A 20,040-nucleotide genomic window follows, 5' to 3' on the forward strand; every position below is an offset into this window, starting at 1 on the left:
TGATCAAATCGACATTCCTGCTCTGTTGGCGGCTATGGATTCTTAATTGGGCAACGCGTCTCGCTTCGCTGTCTTTTCTGGCACCAGCATTTCCCATTCTCTTGGGTGCCCATCGTTAGTAAAGTAGGGTCGCTTATGGCTGACCACGGCAATACCCCGCTCTTTCAGCACTTGTTGGGCTTCCTCCGAGGCCAGCGTATTTTGCGTCAAGGTGCCCAGATTCATCCGAATACCCTCATTTTTCAGCCGCTGCACCTCTTTCGCCAATGCCTGCTGTGTTGTCGGGCTCATCAGCGACGGGTCATGTTCGTACTGCATTTTTTCCAACAGTGTCATTTTGGCCGGAATTTGTACCTGCCTCAGATCATGCCAGCTGTTGTGAATACCATAAGTGATTCCCTCGCTTTGATCAGCCTTGCAGGCCCCGTGGCTGCGGTCTGAACAGACAATAATGTCGGCCTCCTGAGCCATTTTGCGCCGGACATTGTCGTCAATAAACTGATTCATCCTCTGCACTGGCTCAGTAGTCCATTCAAAGTTTTCAGAAATCTTTGCGCCATTGCCGCACAGACCGTGGATCTCGGTGTAGTTTTTTTTGCGCTGATCCTGAGGCCGTCCGGTTACCTGCGCCAGATCAGCCGCACCGTGCATGGCGGCTTCCAGATGTCGTTGGAATTCACTCTTGTTGTCAGAGTCGGAGTTAAAATCACAGGGCAACTGCGGCGGCAGGTCAAGACGTGTAGCGTCAAAACTCCGGGGTTGAGTCTTCATTACCTTGGGAAAATCAGCCCCAACCCCAAAAACACGAATAATGTCCATGCGATCCGCAAAGCGTAATATGCGCAGGTACCAGCGCACAGGCTCAGGCAGACTCTGCTCGTCTTTACGATTGACATCGTTTTCCTTGCTGACCATTGCCAGTGCTATATCGTTGAGCAGCGGTTCAGGGTAGTGCCCGGTCAGATCCCGTTTGAAATAATCAGCTGACCTTGATTCTTCCACTGATTTGACAACATCTTCGGCAGCTGCGTCATGGTAGATAATTGCCAGGGACAGGAGTTGTTTTTCTCTCGGGCTCAGGGAACACTGCTGAAATTTCTCCAGCAATTCCATATACCAGTGACCATTATTCCTGGCTCGCAGGACATGACTGCAGCTGTGCAGTGGTTTCCACACGGTTGGCAAGGTTTCTTTGCCCAGGCTTTGGATTACCCTTTCCGGTCCCGGACGGCGGTAATAATGCTGCAAGACCTTCAGGATGGTTTTTTCATTATCGCCGGCATTTTCTGGCATGACGGGTGGTTTGCTGAAGGCGTCCACCATAAATTGTAATGCCGCTGGTGTCTCGGCCGCTGATGGTGTCGTTAACGAGCTGGCATCGTCCGGCAGATCAAGAGATTGTTTCAGCTCAGCGATTTGCACATGGGCTTTTCGGACATGTTCGGGCCAATTCTGGTAGAAAGGATGCTCTTTTCGTTGCTTAAACAGGTTGTCAAGCCATTGGATATAATCATTCAGAGATAAGTCACCAATAATCTTCTTACCATCGTGGTATTGCGACTCCAGATAGACTTTAAGACGATTCAGAAAACGTTGGTCCATAGAAATCTCGTAATGGAACAGGGCCAGTAACAGGGGCTGGAGGGTTTCGAGAGTTGGAGGATTAAGACCACACACATCATTATGTATCAGCTCCTCCAGAAAACTCTGCCGCTGCTGTGGAGTGTATTCCCGGCAGATTCGGTCAAATTCAACGACGTTTCCCGGGCAGCCGGTTAAAGGTATTCTCCTGAGATGTTCCAGAGTCAGAAAATCAAATGGGGCAAAAGCAGCCACCAGATAATTCATCATGCTCGGCGGCATGACCGGATTCAAGGGATTATCCATCATGGCGAAGGGTAAATAAGGCCTCTCCAGCCTTGCCCCGCTCTGTAGAAGCAGCTCACATAAGCGGCAGGCTTCCTCATCCTGTTTCCGGGTTTGCTCGTGCTTTGGATTTTCGTTTCTGAGCATTTCGGAAGCCAGCAACATTCCGAGTAAGGAGTCTTCAAATTCTTCATGGAAAAAATGCTGTTGAACAGGTAAGCCATTTTGTTTTAATTCCAGAAGCTTCTCGTAGCTGTACGAGTCGGGATTACTCACCAGATCGATGGCCTGTTGCCGTTTGCGTTTAACATCGGGTGAGACGGTTAATAATTTCGACCTCAACACCTCTGCTTGTGTGAGCATTGGCAGCAGATTCAACATGGCCCTGAAAGTGTCATTTGATAGGTCATGCGACAGCACAAAATCATCCAGAGCATCCTCATTCGAGGCCAGATCATTACTGTCAAGCTCATCATCAAAACAGACCTCTACAGATCCTGTGCGCTTGCAATAAACAACCAGAGGCAATGGTTTAAGATCCAATTCCAGTTCACAATAACGCTTTGCCAGCAAGATATTGGCAATTTTGTTTGAAGGGTCATGCTCAACATAAAAACATTTGATATCTGCTACGCCATAGTTGAGGGTCACCAGCTCCGGGAATGGCAGGGTGCACGCGTCAGCCCAGAATTTACGTTTCGGTAGACTGAACAGCCCGTCTTTACCCAGATGTCCTGAGGTGAAGGGAGGATAAACCGACCAGAAGGCTCGCTCAGCCTTCTCCATGCATTTTCTCCGGAGAGATCCGCGATCAGGCAGTAGTTTTACCTCCAGTTCATCAGGGTTTACACCACGCAGAACATTCCGGGTGTTGGCATCACGTTTGTAGGTATAGAGGCAACGTGGATTGATAATGCCCACTGTCACTTCACCAAAGCGTTCTGGCAAGCCTTCAGTGGGAAACCCCTGCATGACGAGGGTAAAAGGTCTTGGTGCGCCCTCACCAGAAAAGTAATTTTTTTCTTTAGTCAATTGAATTCGCCGAATCGCCAGGTTCCCACTCTCGGCTGCCCGAAGTAGCGCCTGTCGTTCATATTCCCCGGAATGCCGGGGCAGCAGCCTGCTGGTCGATTCGCAGACTACCCATCGCCCGGAGGCTGTTGCCGTCGAAGTGTCTGATTTTGGTGGAGAGCAGAGGCTTGGAGATGTCCCCGCTCCGATGGCAACATTCATGTTGATACTCCTTTAAGAGCTTATTATTTCCACTTCCGTGTGGTTAGAACCTTACTTTCTTGGAGTCACTGGTTGGTAAAAAGTTCCACTAAGGCCTCACTGTCTGAAGATGTTAACCATTTAAAGCCAGGCCGCTCCCCTGACACCGGATGAATCACCGTGTTTGGCGGGCGCGATCCGGGTATTCAGCTGATCAGAGAAAACGTACTGTGCGACAGCGTTCGAAAGTCCGGGATACAGTGACTGGATATTCGACATGCCTCCACCGAGGACAATGACTTCCGGATCAAAAACGTTGATGACACCGGCCAGTGCACGGGCTAGTGCATCAACATAATGATTGAAATGCTCAATAGCCTTCGGGTCGGCATTTTGAACTCTTGCCATAACCGATTTTGCATCAGGAATTTCCCGGGCGCTGAAGCCATGAGCTTCACGGAAACGTTTGGCCATTCCTGTGCCGGATGCAAAGGTTTCGATACAGTTCTTGCGGCCACAGTAACAGTGTTGGTCCGGGCCATCGGTGCTTTCCTGATAATAGGGCAGAGGATTGTGTCCCCACTCCCCGGCAATGGCATTGGGCCCCTGAATAAGCTGGCCGTTATACACCAGTCCGCCACCGCAGCCTGTCCCGATAATGACGCCGAAACAGCTTCTGGCACCTGCTGCCGCTCCATCGGTCGCTTCTGACAAGGCAAAGGCGTCGGCATCGTTGGCCAGTCTGACGGCTCTGCCCAGTCGCTGCTCAAGATCTTCAGCAACCGTTTGATTGTTCAGGTACAGGGTGTTGGCATTTTTCATACGGCCAGTATCAGGACTGACAGCGCCTGGCAGGCAGAGACCGATATTGCTGGTCTGTCCATAGCGTCCTTCAGTGACATGGATTAAGGCCTGAATGCTATCGAGAAAATCAGGATAATTGTCCGGGGTGGATTGTCGCTCTCGATGAATCATTTCACCGCTATTGGAAAGCACCACAATCTCTGTTTTGGTGCCACCCACATCAATGCCAAATCGCACAGAAATACCTCATTTCTGATATATACTTGCAACTGTCCCTAAAATCAGTGGTTGCCGAAAGGAAAACCACTGGATTTTATAGTTCGTTGTGCGAGCGTTGAGGATAGTAGACAATCAGGAAGGGCACAAAGACATCTGGTTGACACTCACAGCAGGAAGTGAGGATAAAAATAATTTACCCCATAACTACCATGCTGAACCGCTTGCAGGATCAGCAGCAGGCCAGAGAGTGCTTTCATTTCAGTCGTCCTTTTTCTCCACTAAAGTCATATCTGAAGCAAACTTTCTGAAATCTGCACGGCCTGCGTTTGGCACCGGTTTGATTTTTTCCGTGAGAAGCCCACTGCGAACAACTGGTGTTCTATTAAATGATTTTTGTCGTGTAAGTTTTACAGCACGCAATGACTTTTTATCGTGGGACTGACCAAGAATAATTTACAACTAAACCGGAATGAGCGGAAATCAGAATTATAATTACCCACAGGCCATGCCATCACGTTTGGTTAAGTTAACGACCATGGGTGGAAATGCCAGACTCCCGGAATACAACACTGGTTGTGCTTATCAGGTTAAACCTTCGAATGGCAGGCACCTGTTGCGGCTGCCGGTGCCAGAGAACCACGAGCGGCGTAAATCGTAAATAATGGATCGCCTCTCAAGGGCTGAAAGTTATTCATGGTGAATAATGCAGGTGGAAAAACATGAGCGCAAACAAGGCTGGGCAAAATGATGTAATGCCCGTTGTGGACAGTGAAGAGATTGCCCGGCGGGTGGTCGGGCACCTTCATCAATCACTGGGTGTTGAGTTTGATGAATCCGGGCCTGCAGAGTATTGGGAGGCTTTGAGTCTGGTCGTCCGTGAGATGAATCTGCAGCGAATCCGCACAACGCGCAAGAAAGAGCGAGAAGGCAGAGCCCGACGTATTTACTATCTGTCGCTGGAATTTCTGATTGGCCGTTTGCTCGGCAACAACCTCCATAACCTGGGAATCTTCAGGCAGACAGAAGAAGCCATGGCCAGCCTGGGAATGCCTCTGGTTGATATTCTTGAGTATGAGTCTGACCCTTCACTGGGCAATGGCGGTTTAGGAAGACTGGCTGCCTGCTTTTTAGATTCCATGACCACGCTTAATATGCCGGCCATGGGGTATGGCATCAACTATCGATTTGGTCTCTTTCGTCAGAGTTTTGTCGGCGGCAAACAGGTAGAAACCCCCGATGTTTGGCGTGAGGAGAGTTTCCCCTGGGGCATTGAGAGAGCCAAGCGCAAGCAGCACGTCAAACTCTACGGCACGGTAGGAGAACATGCGGGTAAATCGGTCTGGGAAAATACTCAGGAAATTTTAGGTATGCCCTGGGATATACCTGTCACTGGTTATGGCACAGAGACTGTTAACACTCTTCGTTTATGGGAAAGTCGTGCAGCTCATGGTTTTGATCTTAACAGTTTTGATGCTGGCCGTTATCAGGATTCCCGCTCACAGGAAATCAGTGCCGAAAACATCAGCCAAGTACTCTATCCCAACGATAATCATCCTGCGGGTAAAGAGTTGCGCCTGATTCAGCAATACTTCTTTGTCGCCTGTTCCATGGCCGATCTGATCCATCGCTACAAGCGTGAGAATAGCGAAAACCTGAACCATATTGCCGACAAGGTAGCCATTCAGCTGAATGATACCCACCCTGCCATCGCTGTGGCTGAGTTCATGCGCATGCTTATGGATGAAGAAGATTTTGCCTTCAACCGAGCGCTGGAAATCACTCGCGAGGTGTTTACCTACACTAATCATACGCTGTTGCCAGAAGCCCTGGAAAAGTGGCCTCAGAGTCTTATTACCAGAGTGTTGCCGCGCCACATGCAGATCATTCACATGATCAACTACCACTTCCTGCATTCTGAAGTAGAGGTGGTCTGGCCTGGTGATGACGCTATGAAACGTCGCCTGTCTATTATCGAGGAGCCTGATCGTCCGGAGGATGATCAGATGGTTCGTATGGCGTTTCTGTCGGTCGTCGGTAGCCATAAAGTCAATGGTGTGGCAGCTCTGCACTCAAGATTAGTTCAGGAAAAACTGTTCCCTGAATTCCATCAAATGTGGCCTGATAAAATCGTCAATGTGACCAACGGTGTTACCCCAAGACGCTGGCTTGACTATTGCAATCCGGCATTGGCAGCTCTGATTGATGAAACCATTGAGGGTGACTGGCGAAAAGACCTTTACAAGCTCGATGCTTTGAAGGTGCATGCCGGTGATCTGGCATTCCAGAAGCGTTTTGCTGTCATCAAGCATGACAATAAAAAGCACCTGGCGGCAGTCATCAGGGAGCTTTGTGTGGTTGACGTCAGTCCTGATGCCATTTTTGACGTGCAGATCAAGCGTCTCCACGAATACAAGCGTCAGCAAATGAATCTGCTTCACATCATGGCACTTTATCGTCGACTTCTGGACAACCCGGATCTGAACGTACCCCCGCGGGTCTTTATCTTTGGTGCCAAGGCAGCACCTGGCTACGAGGTGGCCAAAACGATTATTCATGCTATCAACCGGGTGGCTGAACGAGTGAATAATGATCGACGTATCAAAGATAAGCTGAAGGTGGTTTTCCTGCCAAATTATCGAGTCAGTCTGGCGGAAAAAATTATCCCTGCTGCAGATGTTTCCGAGCAGATCTCTACGGCCGGATTTGAGGCGTCCGGTACGGGTAACATGAAGTTTGCCCTCAATGGTGCCCTGACAGTGGGGACGCTTGATGGAGCCAATGTCGAGATTGCCGAAGAAGTAGGCGACGAGAATATTTTTATTTTCGGCCTGACGGTTGAGGAGGTGTCAGAGCTTCGCCATCGAGGCTATAACCCGAGGGATATCTACAACAGTTCTGACGAACTGCGCAGTGTCATTGACTGGCTGGATTCCGGTGATCTGTCTCCCGAAGAGCCGGATGCCTTCCGGCCTCTGGTTGAAGCCCTGCTGGACAGGGGAGACTACTTCCTGACATTGGCGGATTATCAGGCTTACAGTGATGCCCACGATCGCATTGTTGAAACCTGGAAAAAGCCGGAACTCTGGTGGAAAAAGGCGATCATCAACTCGGCTTCAATGGGTAAATTCTCATCAGATCGGTCTATTCAGGATTACAGTAAAACCATTTGGAACATGGCTTAAAGGCTATAAGCAGTGAGTCAATTCTTATAGCAATTCTCTGCTTTAGAGGATTTCTTTCAGTAGCCTGTCGATTTTCGAGAGGGCTCCTATACTTCCTCAAACTGAGTAAATAGAAGCCTTCCTTGTATGCCTAATTCTGTCGAACCGATGATCAATCACATGCTTGATAGCGGCTGTGCCGCGCCGTTTAACGTTCTGGGATTTCATGAACGTCCTGAAAGGGGTGGCCTGTTGCTGAGGGTCTGGAGACCTGATGCCAGTGCTGTCAGTGTTATCGCCTTTACCTCCGGTGAAGCGGTGGGTGAGATGGTTCAAATCGCCCCGGGAGTATTTGAGTTGGTGTTGCCAGAATGCTGTTCTGTTTTTCTGTATCAGCTGGCGATTACCAATAAAGATCATCAGTCGTATACATTAATGGATCCTTACCAGTTTCAGTCATATACCCTGAGTCATGTTCACCGTGAACCTTATCGAAACTATCGGTATATGGGGGCGCATCTGGTTTCGTTGCACCCTGAGGAGAAAATTTCCATAGAAGGGGTGATCTTCAGGGTCTACGCGCCGAATGCGAGAAGCGTCAGTCTGGTTGGCAGTTTTAATGGCTGGGATGGCAGAGTTCATCCTATGGCCAGCTCGGAAGATGGGATCTGGCGTTTGTTCGTCCCGAACGTGAAGGCGGGTGATCTCTACAAATATGAAATTCGCAGCCAGCATGGGGATTTACTGCCTCACAAGGCCGATCCCTATGGCTACTACGCCGAGCAGCCTCCCGGCAATGCTTCTATTATTTACGATCACCTGACTTATGAGTGGGAAGATCGTCACTGGAAGCATCACTCCTGTCTGGACAGGCCGGTCAGCATCTATGAAGTACACTTGGGCTCCTGGCGACAAGAACAGGGTAGAAGCCTCAGTTACAAAACCCTGGCTGAACAGTTGATTCCTTATGTTGTCGAGATGGGTTTTACTCATATTGAACTGATGCCCCTTATGGAACATCCATTCACAGGATCGTGGGGCTATCAACCGGTAGGGCTGTTTGCACCTACCAGCCGCTTTGGTACTCCGGATGACTTCAAAGCGTTTATTGATGCCTGCCATCAGTCCGGTATTGGCGTCATTCTTGACTGGGTTCCTGCCCATTTTCCTTCCGATCCCCATGGCCTGGGTCATTTTGATGGCACAGCCCTTTATGAATATGCTGATCCCAAAAGAGGCTGGCATCCTGACTGGCAATCTCATATTTATGACTATGGCAAGCCAGAGGTAAAAGATTTTCTGATCAGCAATGCCATGTACTGGCTGGACCGTTTTCATCTGGATGGAGTGCGGGTAGATGCAGTGGCTTCCATGCTCTATCTCGACTATTCCAGGAGTGAAGGGGAGTGGGAGCCCAATTGCATGGGCGGAAACGAGCACATTGAAGCGGTAAAATTCCTGAAGGAATTGAACGAAACACTTTATCTGCACTACCCGGACCAGGTATCGATTGCCGAAGAATCGACCAGTTGGCCCAAGGTTTCCATGCCCACCTATGATGGAGGGCTGGGCTTTGGCTACAAATGGAATATGGGATGGATGCACGACACTCTGGGCTATATGGCCCGGGACCCGGTTCATCGAAGCCATCATCATTGGGAGATGATGCAGAGTATGACCTATCACTACAGCGAACATTTTATTCTGGCGCTCTCTCATGATGAAGTGGTGCATGGCAAGGGCAGTCTGTTGGGAAAAATGCCCGGAGATGAGTGGCGAAAGTATGCAAACTTGCGTGCCTATCTGGGCTTTATGTTCGGGCATCCCGGTAAGAAGTTGCTGTTTATGGGATCTGAAATCGGCAGCATCAGGGAGTGGGATCATGATGGTCAGTTGGATTGGGGGTTGCTCAATAAAAATGATTACAGCCAGGGGCTCAGGCAGCTTGTTAAAACGTTAAATCACCTGTACAAGTCTTACCCTGCGCTGTATAAGTCGGATTATGACCATAATGGTTTTGCCTGGGTGGTGGCTGATGACCAGCGGCAGAGTGTCTTTGCATTTATTCGAAAGAGCTTTTCAGGTGCTCCGGTTATGGTTCTGGCCAATATGACACCGGAAATAAGGAAAGATTACAGGATTGGAGTGCCTATTGAAGGCGTCTGGAAAGAAATACTGAATTCGGATGAGCAGTGTTATGGTGGCAGTGGTGTCGTTAACAGCAAGGTGCTTTATACCGAGCATTATCACACGCATGGTTATGATCACTCGCTATTGGTCACACTTCCTCCTCTGTCGACCCTGTTTTTGGCTCCGGATTCTGACGCTATACCCATTGGCTGAACCATGATTTTTAACGAACAAAAATGTGAGCAACAAAAACGATTGTGATCACTGGTATTTCTGTTTCTGCGGGATGTCCCGGTTTGCAGGGGGCGACACTGGTGAATGATGATTTCCTGCCAACAACGGGCAGTGAAGCTACAGGGGTCAACTTTGCCGTCTATGCTCCTGATGCTCGTCAACTCTACCTTTGCCTGTTCAACCAGAGTGATGAAGAAGAAAGACTGGCAATGTCGCCTTCTGATCAGGGAGTCTGGCATCTTCTCGTGAAAGGTATTGAGGCCGGTCAGCTTTACGGCTTCCGTGCCGAGGGTGCCTGGTCGCCTTCTATATCCCCACGTTTTAACAGTCATAAGCTATTGATGGACCCCTATACCCGCGAACTGCGGGGAGCGGTTCAGTGGTCTGAGGCGTTATTTGACTATCAATGGCATGCACCTTCTGAAAACAATGCTTACAAGGTAAAGCGCTTTTCAACAGAGGACAGTGCTGAACAGTGGCTTAAGAGTGAGCAGGACAGCGCCGCCTTTATGCCAAGAAGTGTTGTGAGAGAACATACTTTCGATTGGCAGTCTGTTAAAAAACCCGTTATTTCCAAGGCAGACAGTGTCGTTTATGAACTGCATGTTAAAGGATTTACACAGCAGCATCCGGATGTGCCGGAAGCGTTGAGAGGTACTTATCTTGGGCTATGCCACCCCCCTGTAATTGATTACCTCAACAGGTTGGGAGTCACAGCCGTTGAGTTGCTTCCGGTGACCTCTCAGGTCAATGAAGAACGCCTTGAGGGGATGGGGCTCAGAAATTACTGGGGATATAACCCTCTCTGTATGATGGCACCGGAACCTTCATTGGCGATCAAAGATCCGGTCACTGAAATGAAAACCATGGTTCGTGAGCTGCACAGGGCAGGAATTGAGGTCATCATGGATGTGGTCTATAACCATACCTGTGAATCAGGGCATGGTGGCCCGAGTTTGAGTATGCGAGGTCTGGCAGAGAGTGATTACTACCTGATGGATGATCATAGTGGTCGTCTATCTGCCGTCAACTATACGGGCTGTGGTAATACTCTGAATTTTGACAGTCCCCAGACCCTGAAGTTGACCATGGACGCCTTGCGCTTGTGGGCACAGGAATATCAGATTGATGGTTTCCGCTTTGACCTGGCTCCTGCGCTTGCCAGACAGCATCGAGAGTACCGGTTTGACAGTGCCTTTTTCGGAGCTGTACATCAAGACCCGGTTGTTTCCCGCACCAAGTTAATTGCAGAACCCTGGGATATTGGACCTGAGGGTTATCGATTGTCCGGTTTCCCACAGGAATGGCAGGAATGGAATGATCGTTTCAGGGATGGTACACGAGCCTATTGGCGTGGCGATGAGGGACGGCTGGCAGAGATGGGCTGGCGAATAACCGGTTCTGAAGATGTATTTGGTAAACGTCGCCCGTTAGCCAGTATTAATTATCTTTGCAGCCACGATGGCTTTACCCTCAATGACCTCTGCTCTTATGAAGAGCGTCGTAATCATGCCAATGGTGAGGATAATCGGGATGGCGATCAGCACAACTTCTCGCGGAATTATGGCGTAGAAGGTGAAACGGAAGATCGTGATATCAGAGCCAGAAGGCAGAGGGCTCGAAAGAACATGCTGGCAACACTGATGCTGTCCCGTGGGACGCCCATGTTGATGGCCGGTGATGAGTTCGGTAACAGTCAGCAGGGTAATAACAATGCCTATTGTCAGGACTCACCTCTATCCTGGCAGGACTGGGGCTGGATGCAGGACATTGAAGCTGATGATGCAGTTTTGCAGTTATTTGTTCAGCAACTGATAGCATTTCGAAAGACCCACACCCTGCTGGGCGGTGCCGGTGGACGCAAAGCCACGACCTGGTATTCCCCGGATGGCATTAGGCTGACGGAGGCCCAGCTTGGAGAATTGGGTGGGGGTTGTCTCTGTATCAAGATGGCTTCAGTGGTCACTCATCAGGATGAGAAAAGTCTCTACATCCTGATAAATAATGAAGAGCAGTCCAGAAAAGTGACTTTGCCCCAGATTGACCCCGAGAAGTACTGGAACCGACTTTTGGATACCAGCTCAGCATCCCCCTTTGCCAAGGAAGTTTTGCTCACCCGAGGCTGGATTGAAATGGAAGCCAATTCGCTGGTGGTCATCGAAGAGCAGTGCTGACATTTCTTCGGATAGGGGTAGGGAGCGCTTCTATTAACCTCACGCCATTTTCGCTTGACTCTGCTGATGTTCAGTCTCTTACCTCTTAATCTTCTTTGAATTTCAGACATTGATAAGAAAAACACCTCATATCTTCGGGCCACTCATGAGACTGAAGTCCGGCTTTGTGTTTGAGGTGAAGGAGAAACTCGTCAGGTTCGGTCAGTTGTTCCCATACCTGTGGCAGAAAAGTGGCTTTGTGGTGATCCCCCTGAATCAACAGGCCATCAATACCCGGACGTAACTGCTCCAGAAGATCTTCTTCAGTCTCAATCCTCATAACTGTCATGGGGGTCAGGATGGATATTTCAATACGCAGGTCTGCCAGCTCATTTTCGGTCACAGGAAAGAAACGCTGATCTCTGAAAGCACTGGCAAAAGCATTGTGTGCGATATCTACTATCAAAGGTTTCCGGGGAGTCAGTGAGCCAATACAACCTCTTAGTTCTCCGAATTTCTGAAGTGTCACAAATGAGGCGAGATGGGCCTGTAATTTTGCTGGAAACTGAGTTAAATCAAGCTTGGGCGCTTCACCCTCAACACAGATCCTGGCGATAGTTTGTCTGGCCAGACGTAACAGATTTTTTTTGTCCAGTTCTGTGAGATTCAGATCCATCCGGCTTGATCCTTTCTTGTTGTGGTCAGCCTGTTAAACAATAAATAAGCGTACAGCGGGTAGTATCGACTCAAGTTATCTTTACTGGATAACGTAGGCTCCGTATCCCACGACCCGTTTTTTATCACCCGCCGTATCACCGGAGTTTCGGACATCGAGAGTCACGACTTCCATGCCCCTGCGCTGGGCTATTTTCAGCATACCATTGAGAGGATGGCTGCCGCAGGCCTGACCTCCCGTCAAACAACCGCTCATTTGTTCTATGGCTCTGGTCGTCAGACTGTCACGCTGGTTGGCTTCTTCATAGCTGAGGTAGTGACTGAGGTCTGAGCTGATGACGATCAGGGTTTCATCGCCGCCCCAGAGAAAGTCTATAACTTCAGCAACGGCATAGGGGGAAGCATCACCCACGACCAGGGGAATCAGCTTGAAACTGTCCAGAGTACTTTGAAGAAAGGGGCACTGCACTTCCAGACTGTGCTCATTGGCATGAGCTGCATCCAGAGTGTGTATCTGATTGAATTGACTCAGGCTTTTGATGGCATCGGTATCCAATGGAATATCGCCTATGGGAGTCGAGTATGCCTCGCAGTTCGGAAGGGCTATCCCCTCAAACGCAACCTGGTGAGAAGGACCCAGCAATGCCACTCTTTTGATTTTGCTGCGATAGGTTTCCAGCTGTTTATAGCCTGATGCAGCAATAGCTCCTGAGTAGATGTAACCGGCGTGGGGTACGATCAGGACTTTAGGCGACAGTTCTCTCTCAGTGGCTTCCGACATCAGATTAGTGACAACGGTTTTCAGGAGTTCCGGTTCGTCGGGATAGAAAACACCAGACACTGCAGGTTGTCGAATGTTCATTGAGCTTTCCCCACGGATGAGCGGCTCTATAATTATAGTCAGCGAACCGAGTGAGGCACTGTCATGATAAATGGGCTCGGTCAGTCTCCATCTGACGATTTTCCGCCTGGCAATTTTCCCACCGAATACTGGCACTGTCTTGAGGATGGTCGAATTCAGTGTGATGTTTGTCCCAGAGCTTGCAAGCTGAGGGAAGGTCAGCAAGGGCTTTGTTTTGTCAGAGCCCGGCATCAGGATCAGATTGTTTTGACCAGTTATGGGCGCTCCAGCGGTTTCTGTATTGATCCGATAGAAAAGAAACCACTGAACCACTTTTTACCGGGTACTCCGGTTTTATCATTTGGCACAGCAGGCTGTAATCTTGCCTGCAAGTTCTGCCAGAACTGGGATATGAGCAAGTCGAGGGAAATGGACACCCTGGCTGATCAGGCTATGCCTGAGCAGCTGGCTCTGGCTGCGTTGGAAAAGGGCTGCAGAAGCCTGGCTTTTACCTACAATGACCCGGTGATTTTTATGGAATATGCCATAGATGTTGCGCTGGCTTGTCATGAGCAAGGTATTTGCCCGGTAGCCGTCAGTGCCGGTTATATTTGCGAAGCCCCCAGAGAAACCTTCTTTCAATGCATGGATGCGGCCAATATTGACCTGAAAGCATTCACTGAGTCTTTTTATAAAAAAATTTGTGGTGGATCTTTACAGCCCGTATTGGAAACTCTGAAATATCTCAAGCATGAAACAGAGGTATGGTTTGAAATCACCACCCTGCTAATTCCCGGAGAGAATGATTCTGATCCCGAGCTTAACAGTCTGTGTGAGTGGGTCGTTGAACAACTGGGCGTTGATGTGCCTATTCATTTCACCGCCTTTCACCCTGACTGGAAAATGATGGAGCATACACACACGCCCGCTGGTACTCTTGCCAGGGCAAGAAACATTGCTATCGGAAAAGGCATTCGTTATGCCTATACCGGAAATGTACACGACAGTCATGGGGGGAGTACCTGGTGCCATAACTGCGGGCAATTATTGATTCAGCGAGACTGGTATCAGCTGGGGATCTGGAACCTGGCATCGGGTTGCTGCCATCAATGTGGTGAAAAGGTAGCCGGTGTTTTTGAAGAGCAGCCCGGTGACTGGGGAAGCAAAAGAATTCCTGTACGAATGAAGCCCTGAACGCTATCAGGATAGCCGCTTCTGAGCTTCCCCCGCTCCAGTAGAGTAGATACCTCATTCAGTTTGTTTATGCTGTGCTACATTGACTGAGTTTTACTCACCAAAAGTAGCATTATGAAGTTATCCTTAATCTTCTTTTTAGCCTTGATATATCTAAATTTATTTGTGAGTAGGCTTTATTCAGATGATAGAGTTATATTGAGTGGTGAAGAAGTATGTCATTATCTAAATGCTTCAAACATAACCAATATTAACGGATCTTCTATGGGCGAGACTCATGGTTTCTGTCCGATTGAACAGGTATCAATCAAAACAACTTTTCTTGATAATATGTCTCCATTTTTGGAGGAAATTAAAAATGATTTTAAAGTAGGGCTCTGTTATGGGTTTTATATACCTGCTGTTGGCGTACTGATTATCACTCCATTTTTACTTTTGTTTAGTAAATATATAGCTAGCCCATACCATGTAAACTCACCTACTATGCAGTCAGCCTTTTCAATTTCAAAAGAGGAAGCATTGAGATTCTATAGAAGTGCCATAGTTAAGCGTTATTCGAAATCAATTATTGCAGCAGCAGAAGAAGAATTTATTTATCGTTTTATTGGCCTCACCGCTATAGAGTCTCATGTAAAATATTTACTTGGAAAACTTGAATATGATAGTGATGAAATAAATGGCAAGTCTCAATTTTATGCAATTACTATATCCTCAATCGTATTTGGTTTATTGCATCTAAGGAATGTGAATCCTCAAATTGCCCAAGCTTTTATTGCGACTGTTTCTGGTTTTTATTTTGGCTATATCTATTGTGAAAATGGGATGATTGCACCTTTGACCGCTCATATTGTTAATAATGTGCTGCTACTTTCAATAGGAAAAGTTTTAAGCTGGTACGGAATTCGATTACTCACTGGTGGCTTCAAACAATAGGTGCGAACGACTCCCTGATGATGACTCCCTCCAGGGCTGAAGCCTGGTAGCTAGCTATGTTGACAGAATTAAGAGGTGCCCCTCCATTTTTTAATAAGAATATTTGAAAAGAGAGGGAACTTATCTACAGTTGCAAAGTCGAATCATAAAAATACCAATTGAATGGACTATTTTTTCAAAAAACTTAATGGAGAAACTTTCTTATGAAAACTTACTGGAAAAAAATGCTGAAGTGTTCAGTGTTAGCTGGACTGTCCTGCGCTGTTCTTACCGGGCTTAAAGCTGACGAATCTGTACAGGCGTCGCAAAAAAAAGTGGACTTTGAGCTGACACTCGAAGTAAATGCTAAGCCTCTTGCCGAGCTTAGAGGACAATTTATGAGTCCTGACGTCAGATGTAACGTCCATTCAACTTCATGGAATCATGATTCTTCCATGTTGGCAGCTGGAGTAACATGCAAGGACGATCGTAATGTGACAATCCCTCATGTACAAATACTACAGAAGGATATATTAACTTATAAATCAATTCGAATTCCGTCGGGTCAATCTGTAGACAAAGTCAATGCCGTGTTTAGCCCTGATGGCTCACTGTTGGCGGTATCAACGAACGACAAGGGAGTCAGGTTCTATGACGCGAAGAACAATTTTATTCTTAAGCATGAACTTCGTGATAATAACCACACCTATCCTACTTTTGCATTCAGCCCTGACGGTACTTTATTTGCGGTTGAGGATAACCACGATGTAAAGGTGTACAATGTAAAGCGTGATTTTCAGCACGTGGGTACGATTTATAATATTCTGCCGGTTAATTTGAGGTTTCTGTCCGATAACACATTGCTGGTCAGGACTCCATCTGGTGCCTATGTTCTACATTCAAATGATTCATTTAATCTCCATGACATTGTGTACTCTTTCAGATTTAGAAAAGGTTACTATGCTAAAGGTTTGGATTTAAGTTCAGACCGTTCTCTGTTGGCATTCTCAACCCGGCGTGCTGGAGTCTTTTTTCAAAATAGTGACCCCAGAATGATGTGTGAAAAATACTTTCCCTGCTTCGGCTACAACTTTATCAATAAAGATTTTGTCCAAACTGATCTTATTGGCATAACCAGTATGGCATTCAATAATGATGGATCTCTATTGGTTGCAGGTGGGATTGGTTTTGATGATTCTGTTTCTGAAACTGTCAGCATTTTATCGAAAGGTGAATCGGGGTGGTCTGAAATGAAGTCTATCAAAGAACCAAAAACGGCTATAAATAGCGTTAGCTTTAGTCCCGATGGTGAATTGTTGGCGGTAGCCGGGGTTGAGGGCAAAATCTGGTTATACGAAGTCAATCCGGTAGATGAAATAACGCCATCTGAAATGCCAGCTGATGAAATACCGCCTGAAATGTCAGCTGATGAAATACCACCTGAAATGTCAGCTGAAACGCCAGTTGAAACGACCAGCTTGCCCAACTTGCTCGCTGAGTACACGAGGTGCGCTGTTTTCGGGCAGTGTAATTAACGTTAGCTCGATTATAAAAAATGACATGAGAGTCAACTGATAACTAAATTATGTTTACAAGCTAACAGTAAACACCAGTCGTGGCTCTCATTTCCCTGCTTAATCTATTCTATAAACTCCATGATTTCTGCTTATCTTCTAAACCCGCCCGGGAGGTAATATTGCAGCCTCAACAAAACAGGCGCCCCTCCATTAAGAGAAAATAATCACTCCTTGGCAACCGGAACGAATAGAAATTGGCAAGAGAGTCTACTTCGTTTGTCATGATCTGTAGTCATTCAGTTACGGTCATAGTCTCGGACTCCACATGCATCTGGCATATTTACTCTGCTCAACATGCATTACTGTAATGCTGTACTTATTAATTCAATGGTTGTTTTGTAGTCACTTTCTAAGCCAAAATTAGCACACGCTGTTAAAAAAGCGTTGTCATTTTTCAATGACTCGTAGATTGTTGATAAATGCTCTTTTGCCTTTGCGTAGATTTCTTCGTCTTTTAGATTGTCTGTTTTACAAAAATCTTCAGATTGTAGAAATCCATGTACATCTCTACCCATATGAGATGAAAGGGAAATTATCCCTCCGGAAGCAGACATCAGATGAGTGGCTAAGCCTTGCACCATAAGCCGATCAGAATCTCCATGCAGACAGCGTAAGAATTGGCTTTCCATTCTTTTTATATAGACCTCTTTCGAAGAAGCTGTACCTTGCTGCCGTCTGGCAAGCAATGATGCGTGATATATCCTTAACAATATGACACTGTCGTTAAACTCTAAATTAGAAAAAACAGATACTCTTTGTTCATTTAACTGAAATTGTTTTAAGTGTATCTCATCAAAAAGCGAAATCAGACTACTGATCGCATTATAGAGTGATGCATTGACATTATATGAATACAAAACGGAAATAATAAAAATAACTCGAGTGGTTGTAATTGCTCTGTGATTTTTCATATGCTGAAAGTTTAGTTTTTCGGAAAATTGACCCTGAAATGTAGCACTTTTTTATTATTTTGCAGAATATTGAAAAATATAAGACTTGCAGCAAGGGGGGGGGAGAATGCAGTTGAACTTCCCCTGATAAATAGAAGCCTGTCTATAACTAAGCTGCTGCTTTGTATGCTGCTGTTGATTTGACTCGTACCGTCAGTCTCTGGAGTCTGGGAGCGAGGTTCATTCAGTCAGAATGCAAATACGACCATGGAATGATAGTGGCTCGTTTTATAGAAAAACTGGATAACCTGCCGCGATGGACTACTTTCTGATCTGGAAGAATTTATTCACTTTGGCACATTAAGATCGGGAGTAATTGTGAACGTCAGGTCCAATCTTTCTCATACCGTCAGGCTGGTTGCGCTCGGCGGTGCTGCCGGAGGGTGGCTTATTCCCGTCCTGGCTCAAACCGGAGTTCAATCTTCGGTAACCAGTGACGAAAGTGGCAACAGTGCCACCATCACCTATTCAAGAACGATGGATGCAAAAGCCATCATAGATACTGACAAGGTTTATCAACTGGGGAAGGATGGTCAATATTACTTTAAAGCTAAAAATGTGGATCAGCCGATTAAAGAAGGAAGGCTGATTCCGGTACAAAGACTGGACAATATCGCACTCGCTGATCCTGTAACTTCTTCCATTCCTCTTGCTCTCGATCACCCCTCAATCGCCAACAAGATGATGATTGAATCGACCTTTAGTGCATATGGTCATTTTACCGGGCTGACGCGAAGTATTCTTAAGGGCCGGATACCAGCCGCTGCCATAAGTGGGGTTGAGGGGAATCTGCTTGAGCAAACCTCCGCAACACTGTTAAAAGCCGAGAATGGTAATGCTTCTGCAAGAGTCGATTATCTGGAGCAGGATGAAAATAATGAAGTTTTTATGCTATCAGTGTCAGAGAGGGCTGCCGCTTTTGTCAGTGGTGACTGGTTCGGACTGGTGGGGCTTTATGGTCATTTTTATGATCAGGATGAGATCGACAACATGGCTGGCTTCAAGTCCGGAGGCTACGGCATTCAGCTGGGGCTACTCAGGCCGGTCTCTGAACACTGGCTATTGGGTGTTTATGGTGCCTGGCAAAAGCTGGACGCTGATCTTAAGGATCATAATGGCGAGTTGGATACAGGCACCTGGAGGCTGGGGCCAACGGTTGCCTGGAGCAAGGATGGCTTTCACGCTGAAGGTCTGCTGACTTATAACTGGAATACTGTTGACAGTAAAGTGCCGCGCTACAACTCGGACTTCAAAAGCGAGGAGTGGGATGCCTATTTTCGCGGCGGTTACGATATCAGTCTCGACAGCGTAACAGTGGGTCTGACGTTAACGCCGGAAGTTCAGTTTCTTTATGCCAGTCAGGACCGGGATAAATATAGCTGGGCTTCGGGTATGGTGGGAAAGAGCACCAACAAAGGCTGGGTGTCCAGAATGGGAGTTAGTCTGACATACGACAGTTTCCTAATGAATCAGCCTGTCGAACTGAAAGCCTCACTGGGTTGGCAGCACAATGATTACGAGCCCGATGATATTGAGTACATGAATTCGAAACACAGTTTAAAAGGTTATGATGAGAATGCTACCTATTACTCTCTGGGCATTGCGACACAGCTGAGCGGGCAGCTAAATATGAATGTTGGTTATGCAGGCACTTGGTCTGAAAATGCTCTGGGGCACTACTTGCAGGCTGGTGTGGAATTCAGGTTCTAAGTTCAGACTGATTTACCAAATTGAGCGGAAAGCCCCGTACTTCTGGTGCGGGGATGGATAGCTCGCAGTCTGAAAGACTGCTTATGCAAGACACTTGCTATATTTACAGCTTTTATTGTAAAATGTAAATATGACTAAGCGAACCTATAAATACCGATTCTATCCGACACCTGAGCAGGAAATACTTCTTGCACAATCGTTTGGCTGTGCTCGGTTTGTCTATAACAATACGCTTCGTTTTCGCACTGATGCCTACTATAAAGAAGGGCAATCCGTTCCACACTCTGAGGCAGAAAAACGGCTGGTTTCGCTTAAGAAAGAGTTTCCATTTCTGGCTGATGTTTCCAGCGTAATCCTGCAACAAACACTCAGGGATCAACAAGAAGCTTTCAAAAACTTTTG

The 20,040-nt window shown here is 47.2% G+C and carries 14 protein-coding genes; 9 read left to right on the forward strand and 5 right to left on the reverse strand.

Going from position 1 to position 20,040, the window contains the following annotated elements; translation table 11 throughout:
• Positions 1–42 precede the first annotated feature (42 nt).
• Both KBW69_RS08830 and KBW69_RS08835 read right to left on the reverse strand, forming a co-directional pair.
• Positions 43–3,099, reverse strand: coding sequence for a hypothetical protein (locus tag KBW69_RS08830; protein ID WP_257280638.1), 3,057 nt, complete (start codon positions 3,097–3,099; stop codon positions 43–45).
• Between the two features lie 120 nt (positions 3,100–3,219).
• Complete coding sequence (locus KBW69_RS08835) at positions 3,220–4,119, reverse strand: ROK family protein (RefSeq protein WP_257280639.1); 900 nt, start codon at positions 4,117–4,119, stop codon at positions 3,220–3,222.
• Between the two features lie 487 nt (positions 4,120–4,606).
• Here KBW69_RS08835 and KBW69_RS08840 point away from each other — a divergent pair, with 487 nt between their 5' ends.
• The 4 genes from KBW69_RS08840 (at position 4,607) to glgX (ending at position 11,800) form a co-directional block, all read left to right on the forward strand.
• Positions 4,607–4,759: a hypothetical protein gene (locus KBW69_RS08840; RefSeq protein ID WP_257280640.1), complete on the forward strand. Its 153-nt coding sequence runs from the start codon at positions 4,607–4,609 to the stop codon at positions 4,757–4,759.
• A 61-nt stretch (positions 4,760–4,820) separates the two neighbouring features.
• Positions 4,821–7,283 carry a glycogen/starch/alpha-glucan phosphorylase gene (locus tag KBW69_RS08845; RefSeq protein WP_257280641.1) on the forward strand — a complete coding sequence of 821 codons (2,463 nt, stop codon included), beginning with the start codon at positions 4,821–4,823 and terminating at the stop codon, positions 7,281–7,283.
• A 126-nt stretch (positions 7,284–7,409) separates the two neighbouring features.
• Positions 7,410–9,605 carry a 1,4-alpha-glucan branching protein GlgB gene (glgB, locus tag KBW69_RS08850; RefSeq protein WP_257280642.1) on the forward strand — a complete coding sequence of 732 codons (2,196 nt, stop codon included), beginning with the start codon at positions 7,410–7,412 and terminating at the stop codon, positions 9,603–9,605.
• A gap of 44 nt (positions 9,606–9,649) precedes the next feature.
• Positions 9,650–11,800: a glycogen debranching protein GlgX gene (gene glgX / locus KBW69_RS08855; RefSeq protein ID WP_257280643.1), complete on the forward strand. Its 2,151-nt coding sequence runs from the start codon at positions 9,650–9,652 to the stop codon at positions 11,798–11,800.
• 85 nt (positions 11,801–11,885) lie between these two features.
• On the opposite strand, the gene amrA is transcribed toward glgX, so the two are convergent.
• Both amrA and amrB read right to left on the reverse strand, forming a co-directional pair.
• Positions 11,886–12,455: an AmmeMemoRadiSam system protein A gene (gene amrA / locus KBW69_RS08860; RefSeq protein ID WP_257280644.1), complete on the reverse strand. Its 570-nt coding sequence runs from the start codon at positions 12,453–12,455 to the stop codon at positions 11,886–11,888.
• An 81-nt stretch (positions 12,456–12,536) separates the two neighbouring features.
• Positions 12,537–13,316: an AmmeMemoRadiSam system protein B gene (gene amrB / locus KBW69_RS08865; protein ID WP_257280645.1), complete on the reverse strand. Its 780-nt coding sequence runs from the start codon at positions 13,314–13,316 to the stop codon at positions 12,537–12,539.
• A 63-nt stretch (positions 13,317–13,379) separates the two neighbouring features.
• Here amrB and amrS point away from each other — a divergent pair, with 63 nt between their 5' ends.
• From amrS to KBW69_RS08880, 3 genes are all read left to right on the forward strand, one after another.
• Complete coding sequence (gene amrS / locus KBW69_RS08870; RefSeq protein ID WP_257280646.1) at positions 13,380–14,489, forward strand: AmmeMemoRadiSam system radical SAM enzyme; 1,110 nt, start codon at positions 13,380–13,382, stop codon at positions 14,487–14,489.
• Between the two features lie 114 nt (positions 14,490–14,603).
• Positions 14,604–15,422 (forward strand): CPBP family intramembrane glutamic endopeptidase, encoded by an 819-nt coding sequence (locus KBW69_RS08875; RefSeq protein ID WP_257274195.1) that lies wholly within the window; start codon positions 14,604–14,606, stop codon positions 15,420–15,422.
• 203 nt (positions 15,423–15,625) lie between these two features.
• Positions 15,626–16,936, forward strand: coding sequence for a WD40 repeat domain-containing protein (locus KBW69_RS08880; protein WP_257274196.1), 1,311 nt, complete (start codon positions 15,626–15,628; stop codon positions 16,934–16,936).
• A 341-nt stretch (positions 16,937–17,277) separates the two neighbouring features.
• Here KBW69_RS08880 and KBW69_RS08885 read toward each other — a convergent pair whose 3' ends face one another.
• The gene (locus KBW69_RS08885; protein WP_257274197.1) at positions 17,278–17,889 is read right to left on the reverse strand and encodes a hypothetical protein; all 612 of its coding nucleotides are present in this window, start codon (positions 17,887–17,889) and stop codon (positions 17,278–17,280) included.
• Positions 17,890–18,246: 357 nt separating this feature from the next.
• On the opposite strand from KBW69_RS08885, the gene KBW69_RS23700 reads away from it, so the two are divergent.
• On the forward strand, positions 18,247–19,638 hold the full coding sequence (locus KBW69_RS23700; protein ID WP_257280647.1) for an autotransporter outer membrane beta-barrel domain-containing protein: 1,392 nt from the start codon (positions 18,247–18,249) through the stop codon (positions 19,636–19,638).
• Between the two features lie 130 nt (positions 19,639–19,768).
• On the forward strand, positions 19,769–20,040 hold a 272-nt coding region (locus KBW69_RS08895), incomplete at its 3' end, for a helix-turn-helix domain-containing protein (RefSeq protein WP_257280648.1).

It is taken from the genome of Endozoicomonas sp. ISHI1, assembly GCF_024606225.1.
Lineage (GTDB): Bacteria > Pseudomonadota > Gammaproteobacteria > Pseudomonadales > Endozoicomonadaceae > Endozoicomonas_A.